8 protein-coding genes and 1 pseudogene are annotated in these 13,166 nt (G+C 66.7%); 3 read left to right on the top strand and 6 right to left on the bottom strand.

Annotated features, from left to right (window positions below; translation table 11 throughout):
- Nucleotides 1-62: 62 nt before the first annotated feature.
- The 3 genes from MF407_RS05615 to MF407_RS05605 form a co-directional block, all read right to left on the bottom strand.
- Nucleotides 63-3,053: a bifunctional [glutamine synthetase] adenylyltransferase/[glutamine synthetase]-adenylyl-L-tyrosine phosphorylase gene (locus tag MF407_RS05615; RefSeq protein WP_239701702.1), complete on the bottom strand. Its 2,991-nt coding sequence runs from the start codon at nt 3,051-3,053 to the stop codon at nt 63-65.
- Entirely contained in the window at nt 3,050-4,387 is a 1,338-nt protein-coding gene (gene glnA / locus MF407_RS05610) for a type I glutamate--ammonia ligase (RefSeq protein ID WP_129626695.1), read from the bottom strand. The genes MF407_RS05615 and glnA overlap by 4 nt, the downstream gene beginning before the upstream one ends.
- A 103-nt stretch (nt 4,388-4,490) precedes the next feature.
- Nucleotides 4,491-6,290, bottom strand: a complete 1,800-nt coding sequence (locus MF407_RS05605) for an immune inhibitor A domain-containing protein (protein ID WP_275578446.1) — start codon at nt 6,288-6,290, stop codon at nt 4,491-4,493.
- 261 nt (nt 6,291-6,551) lie between these two features.
- Between MF407_RS05605 and MF407_RS05600 the strand changes: the two genes are divergently transcribed.
- Both MF407_RS05600 and panB read left to right on the top strand, forming a co-directional pair.
- On the top strand, nt 6,552-7,634 hold the full coding sequence (locus tag MF407_RS05600; RefSeq protein ID WP_192912052.1) for an IS110 family transposase: 1,083 nt from the start codon (nt 6,552-6,554) through the stop codon (nt 7,632-7,634).
- Between the two features lie 755 nt (nt 7,635-8,389).
- Nucleotides 8,390-9,267 (top strand): annotated as a pseudogene (gene panB, locus MF407_RS05595) (3-methyl-2-oxobutanoate hydroxymethyltransferase).
- Between the two features lie 12 nt (nt 9,268-9,279).
- On the opposite strand, the gene MF407_RS05590 reads toward panB, so the two are convergent.
- Both MF407_RS05590 and MF407_RS05585 read right to left on the bottom strand, forming a co-directional pair.
- The gene (locus tag MF407_RS05590; protein WP_129626689.1) at nt 9,280-10,458 is read right to left on the bottom strand and encodes an MFS transporter; all 1,179 of its coding nucleotides are present in this window, start codon (nt 10,456-10,458) and stop codon (nt 9,280-9,282) included.
- 3 nt (nt 10,459-10,461) lie between these two features.
- On the bottom strand, nt 10,462-11,520 hold the full coding sequence (locus MF407_RS05585; RefSeq protein WP_129626687.1) for an NAD(P)-dependent alcohol dehydrogenase: 1,059 nt from the start codon (nt 11,518-11,520) through the stop codon (nt 10,462-10,464).
- A gap of 114 nt (nt 11,521-11,634) precedes the next feature.
- Between MF407_RS05585 and MF407_RS05580 the strand changes: the two genes are divergently transcribed.
- A complete protein-coding gene (locus MF407_RS05580; RefSeq protein ID WP_129626685.1) occupies nt 11,635-12,822 on the top strand; it encodes an MFS transporter in 1,188 nt (395 codons plus the stop codon).
- Between the two features lie 74 nt (nt 12,823-12,896).
- Here the strand turns inward: MF407_RS05580 and MF407_RS05575 are convergent, their stop codons facing one another.
- Complete coding sequence (locus MF407_RS05575) at nt 12,897-13,073, bottom strand: methionine aminopeptidase (protein WP_129626683.1); 177 nt, start codon at nt 13,071-13,073, stop codon at nt 12,897-12,899.
- Nucleotides 13,074-13,166 lie beyond the last annotated feature (93 nt).

Below are 13,166 nucleotides of genomic sequence, written 5' to 3'. Positions count from 1 at the left end.
AGTCTACGAAGCTCGCCGGTGTGATGTAGAACCGTCCACCGAACGGCCGCCCGACCAGCTGCTCACCGGGTCGGATTGGGGTCCCGGCCGAGGCGTTCCTTCTCGCCGTAGAACACTTCCTCGACCACACCACGCGCCTTACGCGCCGCTCGGCGATACCGCTCGGACAGCTGGTTGCCCGAGCCAACCGGCCAGCCCATCACCCGGGCGATGCCGTTCGCGTCGGTCATGTTGCTCGGCAACCCGTCGACGGCACGGCCGCGCCACAGCACGGACGCGTTACGCAGGCGCGAGGCAAGCGTCCAGGACTGCCGAAGCATCGACGCCGCCTCGTCGTCGATCAGACCGTGCTCGGCAAGCGCCTTGAGTGGAGTCATCGTGCCCGGGTGACGCAGGTCGGGGTAGGCGGCGGCGTGCTGCAGTTGCAGCATCTGGACGGTCCATTCGACGTCCGACAGACCGCCGTGACCGAGCTTGAAGTGCCGTTTCAGGTCGCCGCCGCGCGGGATGCGTTCGGCCTCCATGCGGGCCTTCAGGGTGCGGATCTGACGAACGGCCTTGTCGTCGATGCCGCCTTCGGGGTAACGAAGCGGGTCGATGATCTCGATGAACCGGCGACCGACGTCCGGGTCGCCGGCGACCGGCGAGGCACGCAGCAGGGCCTGCGCCTCCCAGCCCTCGGACCAGCGCTCGTAGTACGCGGCGTACGACTCCAGCGTGCGGACCAAGGGACCGGCCTTGCCCTCCGGACGCAGGTCGGCATCGACGCCCAAGGCTGGGTCAGGGCCTGCGGAACTCAGGTGTTTGCGGACGAAGCCGACCACGGTTTCGGCCTGCTTCTCGGCAGTCTTCGGGTCAGCACCCTCGGCCGGATCATGCACGAACAGCACGTCGGCGTCGCTGGCGTAACCGCACTCGCGGCCCCCGAGCCGGCCCATGCCGATGATCGCGACGCGGGTCGAAAGTCGTTCTCCCGCTTCCCTTTCCACCGCTCGGATCGCGATTCCCAGCGTGACATGCAGGGTGGCTGCGGTGAGGTCGCTGAGTGCGTTCTCGACCGCGTCCGTGTCGAGGTCGCCGGACAGGTCGGCGATCGCGATGCGGATGAGTTCGGTGCGCCGGGTGGACCGCAACCCGACGACGGCCTTTTCGTCATCCTCCTGGCGGGACGCGGCCGCTTTCATCGCGGTGATGATCGCCTCACTCGACAACGGGACGAGCGCGTCCTTGTCGCCGACGAGCGCGGCAGCGGACGGGGCGCGTTCGAGCAGCCCGGACACGAACCGGCTGGTGGCCAGCACCCGCGCCAGGGTCTCGGCGGCGGAGCCTTCGTCGCGCAGCATGCGCAGATACCAGGGGCTGGTGCCCAGGGCCTCACTGATCTTGCGGAACGTGAGCAGGCCCAGATCAGGATCGGGCTCCTCGGCGAACCACTGCAACATCACCGGCATGAGCGTGCGCTGGATCGCCGCGCGCCGGGTCACTCCCCCGGTCAGAGCCTCCAGGTGACGCATGGCTCCCTTGGCGTCGCGGTAACCCAGCGCGTTCAACCGGTCGGCCGCACTCTGCGGGCTCAGACGAGCGTCGTCGTCGGACAACCGCGCAACGGCCGACAGGAGCGGACGGTAGAAGATGCTTTCGTGCAGGTGGCGCACCTCGCGCGACTGCTTGCGCCACAGCGACTCGATCTCGGTGTCGGCGTCACTACGGAAGCCGAGTCCGCGCCCGATCCGCCGACGGTCGGTCTCGGAGGTCGGCATCAAGTGGGTGCGCCGCATCTTCGAGACCTGGATGCGGTGCTCCATCGCCCGAAGGGTCCGGTACGCCTGGTCCAGCTTTGCGGCGTCGGTACGACCGATGTAACCGCGGTTGGCGAGCGCGTCGATCGCCGCCAGAGTGCTGCGCAGCCGCAATCGTTCGTCGGTGCGGCCGTGCACCAGCTGGAGCAGCTGCATGCTGAACTCGATGTCGCGCAGGCCGCCAGGCCCGAGCTTGATCTGCCGGGCCGCCTCCCCGGCGGGCACGTGCTGCTCGACGCGGCGACGCATGGCCTGGACGTCCTCGACGAAGTTCTCCCGGTGGGCGGCCTGCCAGATCATCGGCTGGATGGCGTCGAGATACTCCGCGCCGAGTTCCATGTCGCCCGCAACCGGTCGTGCCTTCAGCAGCGCCTGGAACTCCCACGTCTTCGCCCAACGCTCGTAATAACGACGATGGCTGGCCACCGTGCGCACCAGCGGGCCTTGTTTGCCCTCCGGGCGCAGCGCCGCGTCCACCTCCCACAGGCTTCCCTCCCCGGTCGAGGTGCTGCAGATCCGCATCAGGTCGATCGCCAGTTTCGTCGCCACAGAAAGGGCTTCGTCCTCGTCGGCACCGTCGGCCGGCTCGGCCACGAACACGACGTCGACATCGGAGATGTAGTTGAGCTCGCGTGCCCCACACTTGCCCATCGCGATCACGGTGAGCCGGCACCGATCACTGTCGTCGTGTTCACGGGAGGCGATGTCGAGGGCGGTCTGCAGCGCGGCGCCGGCCAGGTCCGCAAGCGCTTGCGAGACCTGGGGCAGCAGTTCGACCGAGTTGCCGCAGAGGTCGACAGCCGCGATCTTCAGCAGTTGGCGCTTGTAGGCGATCCGCAGCAGATCGACCGCTTCCGGACCGGTGCTGTCGCTCACCTCGTTCGAGACCGCCTCGCGCAGCGTCGCCTCGTCGCCGATCGTGGCGTCCGCGACCTCGCGCCATTGCTCGGGGCGGCGCACCAGCCAGTCGGTGAGTGCGGAGGATGCACCGAGCAGATGCAACAACCGATCGGCGCGGTCGCCGTCCTGTGCCAAGAGCTCGCCGACCTCCTGGCGATCACCGGCGTCCAGCGCCTCGTACAACCGGACCAGGCCCAGGGCCGCGCCATCGGGATCGGCGACCTTCGACAACGGGCCGACCAACGCCTCCGGCGACCAGTCGGGCACCTGCTCCAGCAGACCCTTGCTCCGGGACGGTTCCAGGAAGCCGACGCGGGTGAGGGCGCCGTCGGTCAGGGCGGACTCGGCGCTCACAGCCGGTAGAGGTACTGCTGGATCTCGAACTGGGTGACCTGCTCGCGGTAGGCCGCCCACTCGGCGCGCTTGTTGCGCAGGAAGAAGTCGAAGACGTGCTCGCCAAGGGTTTCGGCGACCAGTTCGCTCTCCTCCATCAGGTGGATCGCGTGGTCGAGGGACGCCGGCAGCGGGTCGATGCCCATCGCTCGGCGTTCGCGGTCGGTGAGGTTCCAGACGTCGTCCTCCGCCTCGGGAGGCAACTCGTACTCTTGCTCGATGCCGCGCATGCCTGCGGCCAGCACGAGCGCGTACGCCAGGTAGGGGTTGCAGGACGGATCGAGGGACCGGATCTCGACGCGGGTCGAGGCGCCCTTGTTCGGCTTGTACATCGGCACTCGCACCATCGCGCTGCGGTTGTTGTGGCCCCAGCAGATGTACGCCGGAGCCTCTTGGCCGCCCCATAGCCGCTTGTAGGAGTTGACCCACTGATTGGTGACGGCGGAGATCTCCGGTGCATGCTTCAGGACGCCCGCGATGAAGCGGCGTGCGGTGAGCGACAGCTGGTACGGCGCACCGGGTTCGTAGAACGCGTTGGTGTCACCCTCGAACAGCGACACGTGCGTATGCATGCCCGAACCCGGTTGGTGCGCAAGCGGTTTGGGCATGAAGGACGCGAAGATGCCGCGCTCCAGCGCGACCTCCTTCACGACCGTCTTGAAGGTCATGATGTTGTCTGCGGTGGACAACGCGTCCGCATAACGCAGATCGATCTCGTTCTGGCCTGGACCGGACTCGTGATGGCTGAACTCCACCGAGATGCCCATCGTCTCCAGCATCGAGATCGCCGCTCGACGGAAGTCGTGGCCGGCACCCTGCGGGACGTGGTCGAAGAAGCCCGCTTGATCGATCGGCACCGGTTCACCGGAGGAGGACAGGTCCTTCTCGAACAGATAGAACTCGATCTCCGGGTGGGTGTAGAAGGTCAGCCCCTTCTCGGCCGCCTTGCCCAGCGCCCGACGCAGCACGCTGCGCGGGTCAGCGGCACTCGGTGAGTTGTCGGGCAACCGGATGTCGGCGAACATCCGCGCGGTGCCGGGACGCTCACCGCGCCACGGCAGGATCTGGAAGGTCGAAGCGTCCGGCCGTACGAGCATGTCGGCCTCGTAGACCCGGGCCAGTCCCTCGATCGAACTGCCGTCGAAGCCGATGCCCTCGACGAACGCCCCCTCGAGCTCGGCCGGGGCGACCGCCACCGACTTCAAGGTTCCCAACACGTCGGTGAACCACACCCGTACGAACCGGATGTCGCGTTCCTCGATGGTGCGCAGCACGAATTCCTGTTGCCGATCCATGGTTCCCATCTTGGCCTACTGCGGCGTCATACGCGTGGCCCCGGGTGATTCACACCCGGGGCCACGCATCTCACCGCGAGGGTCGCGGCTTACTGCTGTGCGATCACTTGAACGAGATGACCAGCTTCATCGACTTAGCCGCGTGGTTCTGGACGCGGATCGTCGTGCCGGAGCCGGCGACCTTTGTCGAGGCCCACGGGTTGGTGGCGTCGTAGTAGCGGTCCGGGTCGCTGTCGTCGAACGTGGTCACGCCCGGCTTGGACGGGAAGGTGGTCGGAACACCGTTGCGGTGCAACGTGATTTCGTCACGAGCCTGCGTGGTGAACGTCGCGTCGTACGGCTGGCGACGGTTGCCGACCTTCGTACCGTCCGAGAACTTCATGTTCGCCGGGTTGGCGTCGACCGGCAGGACGAGTCCGCCGCCCGGGTGCACCGAGGTGTTGTTGTCCTCGTAGCGACCGTCGCTGAAGGTGATCAGCAGGCCGTCCTGGTAGGGGAAGTGCTCCACCCAGTCGGGCTTGGTGTTCGCGAAACCGAAGTTGTACGGACCGGTCCGCAGGCCGGCGTCGTACCCGGCGTAACGGCGGTACTCGGCGAGGTAGTACTGCGGCACCTGCTTGGTGACGGTTCCGTCGATTCGGGTGAAGCCCTTCGCGGTCCACGCCGAGGTCTCGGACTCCGCACCCTCGGTGCTGGAGACACCGTCGATGGTGGTGACGATGTCGTCCAGGAACGCGCCGGCCTCGTTGTAGGCCTCGTCGGTCACGTAGGCGAAACGGAACTTGATCTTCTGTCCCTTGTACGCCGACAGGTCGACCGTCTTGGTCGCCCAGTTGAGGTTCTTACCCGTCAGCGGCGCGGCGACGTTCTTCCACGTGGTGCCACCGTCGGTGGAGACCTGCGAGTACAGGTAGTCGTAGTTCGTCTCGATGTCGTAGGCGACAGCAGCCGAGACGGACGCGGTCGAGGCGTTGGTCAGGTCGATGTCGCGGGTGAGCGACGTGGTGGTGCCATCGGTACGACCGCTCCACCATTCCATCGTTCCGGTCTTGGGCTTGGTGTACTGCTCCACGAGCGTGCGGTTCGGCAGGTTGACGGCGACAGCCTGCGGAAGCTTCTTGTCGTCCAGGTCGGCCGGTCCAGTGGTGACAGTCTGGCTCGTACCCTTGGCGTAGTTCACCGTCTTGGTGTCGGACCAACCGAGGAACATCTTCTCCCAGGCACCCATATAGCCCGGAATCGTGCCGATGCCGTCGGGGCCACCGTCGTTGAGGTAGGAACCGGCGCTCATCAGCGACCAGAACGCGGTGCTGTTGTCGCCACCCGCGGTGTCGTACAGGTCCGGCAGGCCGAGGTCGTGGCCGAACTCGTGCGCGAACACACCGAGGCCACCGTTCTCCGGCTCGGTCGTGTAGTCGCGGATCCAGATGCCGGTGTTACCGATCTGCACACCGCCGGCCTTGAAGTTGGCCGGACCGGTGGTGCCGGTACCCGACTGGACGGACCAGCGGTGGGACCAGATCGCGTCCTCGCCCTGTGCGCCGCCTCCGACTTCTTCGCCCTGGCCGGCGTGGATGGCCTGGAAGTGGTCGATGTAGCCGTCCGGCTCATCGAAGTTGCCGTCACCGTCGTAGTCGTAACGGTCCCACTTGTCGAACTGCGCCAGGTAGGTCTTGATCTGCTGGTCGGTCTTGCCGGCAGCCTTCTGCGCGTTGTACCACGCGGTGGCCGAGTCGCCGATGAACGACCAGTAGCCCTCGGCCTCGCTGGTGCCGTCGCCCGGGACCGGATTGTGGCCGTAGCGCGCCTCGTTGTAGGGCAGCTTGACCCAGTCGCTGACGTCACCGGTGACGTTGAAGCGCCTGTAAGTCTTCGTCTCGGCTGGCCTGGGGCTGGCTGGCAGGGTTGGCGTCGGTCACCCGGTGCGCGTTGTGACTCCTGAATCGCCTGACCCCCTTGGGGGTGTCATGCCTGGGATCTGTCCAGCGTGCGCTGGGTGCCGGCGCCGACCCTGGCCCACAACGATGGCTTGATCAGAAGCATGTCCACCAACGGGATTGCCGTCCCGGTGGTGTGACTCATTACAGGCCCGCCTCGTCGTGACTTCTCACCCGGGCTGACGCCGGCAACGACGTCCAACCCGAACAAGTGAGGAGAACATCGCATGCCCAGTCTGCCGGTCACGGTGGCTGAGACCTACCGCTACGTCGTAGGGGTCGACACCCACGCCGCAACCCACAGCTACGCCGTCGTCGATGACCGCGGGGCACTGCTCGACCAAGCCACCTTCCCGACCTCCCCGGCCGGGCTGCGTCGCGCGAGGGACTGGATCGGTCGCCGCACCCAAGGTGATCTCGACTCGGTGCTGATCGCCGCCGAAGGAACTGGCTCCTACGGGGCTGTTCTCAGCGACGTCCTGTCTGATGCGGGCTACCGCGTGGTCGAAGCACCAACCCCTCGGCGCGAACGTGGCCGCGGGAAGACCGACGCTCTTGACGCTGTCCTCGCTGCCCGTGCCAGCTTGGTCATGCCGCTGGCCTCGCTACGTGATCGCCGCGCCGGTCAAGCGCACACCGCGCTGCGGGTCCTCACCGTCGCCCGTGAGCACCTCAACGTCGAGCGGACCAGGTGCATCAACGCACTGACCTCGATGCTGCGCAGTCACGACCTCGGCGTCGATGCCCGAAAGTCTCTGACTTCCCAGCAGGTCACCACCATCGCTGGATGGCGACGTCGCGAGGAAGGGATCGGGACGGCGACCGCCCGCGCTGAGGCAGTCCGACTGGCCAAGCGCGTGCTCGTGCTCGATGAGGAGCTGTTCGAGAACCGTCAGCGACTGACCGAGATCGTCACCGCCGAGGCGCCCGAGCTCCTCGAATTGCGCGGCGTAGGCGCCGTCACCGCAGCCATCATCCTGACCGTCTGGTCCCACCCTGGACGCATCCGTAGCGAAGCGGCCTTCGCCGCGATCGCCGGCACTGCACCAATCCCCGCCTCGTCCGGCAACACCGTGCGTCACCGCCTCAACCGCGGCGGCGACCGCCGGCTCAACCGGGCACTGAACACCATCGTGCTGACCCGCATGCGAACTGACCCAGACACCCGGGCCTACGTCCAACGGCGCCTGGCCGAGGGCAAGACCAGCAAGGAAATCCGACGCTGCCTCAAGCGCTACGTCGGACGGCAGATCTTCCGCACCCTCGCCGCGACCCACCCAGGACCAGAAGTGCTCGCGCCAGCTGCTTGACACGACATAGAAGCATCCCTGGGACTGCGCCTTGTAGAAGTGCTGCATCGAGTTCGTCGGACCGAACATGAGGTCCTGGAAGTGTGCCCGGTCGAAGTTCGGCTTCCAGATGGTGCTGTTGTCGACCGAGCGGTCGGGCTGCTCGATCTGGTTGTGCATCGGACCTGCGCCACCACCCTGGGCCGGCTTGGTCTGGTCTCCGAACTCGGCGAGGATCGTGAAGATCGAGGCGGTTCGGTTGACGTCGTACTGGACGTACTTGCCCTTCTGAGCGCCCTTGGCCTTCTTCATCTCGACAACACGCTTGCCGTTGATGGTCTTCAGGTTGGCCTTGCCGGCGACGACCTGCTTGACGGCGTCGTTGCGCAACTTGCCCTGCGCCTCGTGCATCGGGTCGGGCAGGTTGTCGCGCTGGACCTTCGAGGGTGCGTCGTCACCGGGCACCGCCGAAGTGGCCACCTGGCCCACGACCGGGGCCGCGGTCGCTGCGCCTCCTGCGCATGTCATTGCCGTCACGGCAGCTGTCGTGCCCACCACGGCACGGAAAATCCGTCGGTTCACTGTTCCTCCAGGGGATCCCGGGCTGCGGGGGTGGAGCCCGGTCATCCAGGAAGTTTGGCTCCAAATCATCGCCACAGCGATAGGCGATCTGATTTCTTTAACATCTTCTTACCTTTCCCCACCCGTAGAGGTGGAACTTTCCCGCACGTGGGCTCGTCCGTGCACACGGCGGCACGCTCGCTAGCCTTGCGGCCATGAGCGAAGAGCCCGCACCCTACGGTGGCAGCCCGGCCAAGTCCTCCGATGCTCCACAGGGCGACGGCATGCGTCCCCGCCGTCGCACCCGCACCGTCCATCTGCACCAGATGAAGGAGCGGGGCGAGAAGTGGTCGATGCTCACCGCGTACGACCAGTACGCGGCCGAGATCTTCGACGAGGCGCAGATCCCGGTGCTGCTGGTCGGTGACTCGGCCGGCAACAACGTGTTCGGGTACGAGACCACTCTTCCGGTGACTCTCGACGAATTCGTTCCGCTGGTGCGCGCGGTGTCCGGCGCGGTCAAGTACGCGATGGTCGTCGCCGACCTCCCGTTCGGCACCTACGGAGGCAGCGTCCAGCAGGGCTTCGACTCCGCGGTCCGGTTGATGAAGGAAGGGCGTGCACACGCGGTCAAGCTCGAGGGGGTGCCGCGATGGCGCCGCTGGTGCAGACCCTCACGGCCGCAGGCATTCCGGTCATGGCGCACATCGGGTTCACTCCACAGAGCGAGCACAATCTCGGCGGCTATCGGGTCCAGGGGCGAGGCGAAGCGGCAGCCAAGATGATCGCCGACGCGCGAGCGCTGCAGGACGCGGGCGCATTCGCGATCGTGATGGAGATGGTGCCGACCCCGGTCGCCGCAGAGGTGACCAAGGCGTTGCGTATCCCGACGATCGGCATCGGTGCCGGGCCGGAATGCGATGCCCAGGTGCTGGTCTGGCAGGACTTCGCCGGTTTGCGTGGCGGCAAGGCTCCCCGCTTCGTCAAGCGCTACGCCGACATTCGCAGCACCTTGCTGGAGGCCGCGCGTGAGTACCGTGAGGACGTCGCCGCCGGCACCTTCCCCAACCAGGAGCAGTCCTTCGCCGAGTGATGCCCGCCTCGATCAGCGAGACGGGTGGTTCGGCACGTAACGCCACAGCACGGCCGCCGCGGCGAGTCCGACCGCCCCGGTGGCTGCGATCGCCGGACCGAGGGCGAGCGCCGCGGTGACTCCGGAAAGCAGCGCCGGTCCCCCGACGGCTCCCAGATCCGACAGTTCTCGCCAGATCCCGAGGAACTGTGCCCGTCCGACGTCCGGGGAGAAGTCCGCGCCGAGCGTCATCACCATGCCGGCGCCGATGCCGTTGCCGAAACCGAGGACGCAGCACACGATCGTGAAAGCGATCGGGTTGTGCGTCAACGGAATTGCCAGCAATGACACAGCCATCACGATCATCGACGGGATGGCCACCCAGCGACGTCCGCGCACGTCCATCAACTTGCCGGCCGGATAGAAGACCAGCATGTCGATTCCACCGGAGATGCCGTAGATCACCGAAGCCTGCTGCGGGCTGAGACCGAGGCGTTCGGCCCACAAGGGGATGACCGCTTGCCGGGAGGCACGCACGGCGGCGATCAACAGGACACCGAGACCGACGGTAAGGAAGACGCGCGCGTGCTCGTGGAGCACGTGGGCGACGGTCACCCGGGATTGTCCGGTCGAGGCAGAACCCTCGAGGTCGGGCAGCGTCATCGCGAGCACACCGGCCAGCAGCAGTCCCACCGAACAGACCAGGTACGCCGCCGGCAGGCCCCACACCCCGATCGCCGCGGCGCCGAGGAACGGACCGGCGAAGACTCCGATGCGCATGACCCCACCGAGCGTCGACAGCGCGCGTGCCCGGTAGGCGATGGGGACGGCTTCGGTGAGGTACTTCTGCCGAGCCAACATGAAGACGGAGGCCGCCGCGCCGAACACGAGTACTCCGACGACCAGGTGCCACAACTGGCTTGCGCCCCAACAGATCCCACCGGCGACAGCACCGAGCAGGGCGGCTGCGACGATCGCCTTGCGCTCCCCCACCCGATGGGTGATCACGGACGCCGGCACGTTGCAGACCAGCGACGAGACGTACGTCAGCATCACCATCAAGGCCGCGACCGGGACGCTCGCCCCGAGCGAGCGTGCGGTCAACGTGACGACCGGGAGAATCGCGCCTTCCGCGAGCCCGAACAGCAGCGACGGGCCGTACGCCGGAACAGCGAGCCGGCGCAGGTCGAAACCTGCGCCGGACTCACTCACGGGTCAAGCCTTCTCCGATGCGCCGATGGTGGCGGTGTCGATGACGAAGCGGTACCGGACGTCGCCGTCGACGACCCGCTCGTACGCCTCGTCCACCTGGTCGGCGCTGATCGTCTCGATCGTCGCGCCGATACCGTGCTCGGCGCAGAAGTCGAGCATCTCCTGGGTCTCGGCGATGCCGCCGATCATCGAGCCGGCCATCGCGGTGTTGCCGCTGAACGCGCGCGGCGGCAGTTCGTACGTGCCGTTCGGCAGACCGACGTTCACCATCACACCGAACGGCTTGAGCAGCTTCATGTAGTCGAACATCGGCAGGTCCGCACTGACGGTGTTGAGGATGATGTCGAAACTGCGCTTGTGGTCGGAGAAGGTGCGCTCGTCCGAGGTGGCCAGGTGCGCGGTCGCACCCAGCGCCTCGGAGTCCTCGGCCTTGGCCATGCTGCGCGAGATGCCGTACACCTGCGCACCCATCGCGGCCGCGATCTTCACGCCGAGGTGTCCCAGGCCGCCGACGCCGACGATGCCGACCTTCGTACCCGGACGCGCACCCCAGCGCTTCAGCGGCGAGTACGTGGTGATGCCGGCGCACAGCAGCGGCGCAGCTGCATCCAACCCGATCTCGTCGGGGATGCGGCAGGCGAAACGCTCGGTCACGACGATCTGCTGGGCGTAGCCGCCCTGGGCACGCTCACCGTCATAGTTGAGGGAGTTGTAGGTGAAGACCGCAGGCTTGGTGCAGAACTGCTCGTGGTCGTTCTTGCAGTTCTCGCACTCGCCGCACGAGTCGACCATGCAGCCGACGCCGACGCGGTCGCCGACCTTGTACTTCGTCACGCCGTCGCCGACAGCCGAGACCACACCGGCGATCTCGTGACCGGGGGTGATCGGAAACTCGATGTCGCCCCACTCCTGGCGCACCGTGTGGATGTCGCTGTGGCAGATGCCGGCGAACTTGATGTCGATTCGGATGTCGTCGTCGCGCAGGGCGCGGCGGTCGAGGGAAATCGTTTCGAAGGAACCGTTGGCCTGGGTCACCGCGAGCGCGGGTGTTTGCGTAGTCATCGCCTCCCACCGTACGACTGCGAGCGCCCGCCGGAGGACTTTCATAGTCCGACAATGCAGTGGCGCGCGCCACTCGATTCGTCGACGCCGCTGATCGGGTGATGAGATGACCCGGTGCTGTCGACGTACACCCCCTTGCTGAAGGACTCCGCCACCCGCCGTTTCATGATCGGCTCGGCGATCGGACGCCTCGGCGGTGCGATGTTCGGCATGTCCTTGGTGGCGATGATCTCCACCCGCACTGGTTCGTTCGCGCTCGCCGGGGCGGTGTCGGCGACCGGTCTGGTGCTCCTGGCCTTGACCGCGGTCGTCGCCGGACGGCTCACCGACCGGTTCGGTCAGCGCCGCGTGACCTACCCGTTGTTGGTCTGGTCGTCGGTGTGGTGCGCGGTGATGGTTGCGGCGTCAGCGCTGGAATGGCCGACCTGGACGTTGTTCGGGGCCTACGCGATGGCGACGATCGTGGCGAACGTCGGCACGCTCAGCCGCGCACGCTGGGCGCACAAACTGCGCGACGAGCCGAACAAGTTGCACACCTCCATGTCGCTGGAACAGGTGGTCGACGAACTGTCGTTCGTACTCGGCCCTGCCCTCGCCATCGCGCTGGCCACCCTGTGGTTCCCCGAGGCCGGCTACATCGCTGCGGCACTGTTCTATCTGGTCGGCACGCTCATCTTCCTGTCCGATCGCAGTACCGAACCTCCGGTCGACGAGGTGGCCCACCACGGCAGTGCGCTGGCCATCCGCACGCCCGGGATCCTGATCCTGACCTGCGTGATGTTCATGACCGGGGCGATCTTCGGATCCAACGAGGTGACCGCGATCGCCGTCGCAAAGGACCAAGGCAACCCTTCGGCGTCCGGACTCATCGTCGCGCTCTTCGCGGTCGGTTCGGCCGCTGCCGGGCTCTGGTTCGGCAGTCGAACCCTCACGCGATCGCTGCAGTCTCTGCTGGTGGTCGGCACCGCCGGCATGTTCCTGCTCGAAGCGCCGATCCTGCTCACCGAGCATCTGGTGCCGATCGCCCTGGTGATGATGGTCGCCGGCGCGGCAACGGCGCCGACGCTGATCATCTCCATGCAACTGGCGCAGAAACTCGTGCCCTCATCGCAGGTCAACGAGGCGATGAGCGTGGTACTCACCGGTTTGATCATCGGGATCGCGGCCGGCTCGGCGCTGTCCGGCATCGTGATCGAGCAGGTCCGTCCGCACGCCGGATTCTGGGTGCCGGTCGCCGCAGGAGGCATCGCGCTGCTGCTGGCCGTGGCCGGGCGCGCGTTCCTGCGCCGCAAACGGGCCTGAGCTGCCGGGGGAAGCCCGAACAACGGTGAAGGGCGTGAGGCCGTCGCCTCACGCCCTTCAGCTCGAAGGCAGGCTCAGCCTTCCTTCCACGCCCGGTCGGCCTCGTCGGCCAACTCGTTCTTCTTGCGGGACAACTCGATCGCCGAGCGCGCCTCGTCCTCGGACGCGTACGGACCCATCAGGTGGTCCTTGCTCTCGGTGCTGCCGTCCTGCTCGATCTGGCCCGTGTTGACGTTGTACCAGTAGGCCATCATCACTCCTTCGTCCACCGTTGTCGGTTCATGTGCGGCGATGTCCGGGTCGACCGCTTAGGACGTAGCCCGTAGGTCCGCGTCCTAAGCTGA

The organism is Yimella sp. NH-Cas1 (assembly GCF_022359705.1).
Taxonomy (GTDB): Bacteria; Actinomycetota; Actinomycetes; order Actinomycetales; family Dermatophilaceae; genus Yimella; species Yimella lutea.
The sequence above is the reverse complement of the archived record's forward strand: the minus strand, read 5'-3'. Positions and strand labels throughout refer to the sequence as shown.

Coding starts and splice junctions, on each gene's coding strand:
- glnA (WP_129626695.1), bottom strand. CDS start 4,387: ATGGATCGGCAACAGGAATTCGTGCTGCGCACCATCGAGGAACGCGAC.
- MF407_RS05600 (WP_192912052.1), top strand. CDS start 6,552: ATGCCCAGTCTGCCGGTCACGGTGGCTGAGACCTACCGCTACGTCGTA.
- MF407_RS05585 (WP_129626687.1), bottom strand. CDS start 11,520: ATGACTACGCAAACACCCGCGCTCGCGGTGACCCAGGCCAACGGTTCC.
- MF407_RS05575 (WP_129626683.1), bottom strand. CDS start 13,073: ATGGCCTACTGGTACAACGTCAACACGGGCCAGATCGAGCAGGACGGC.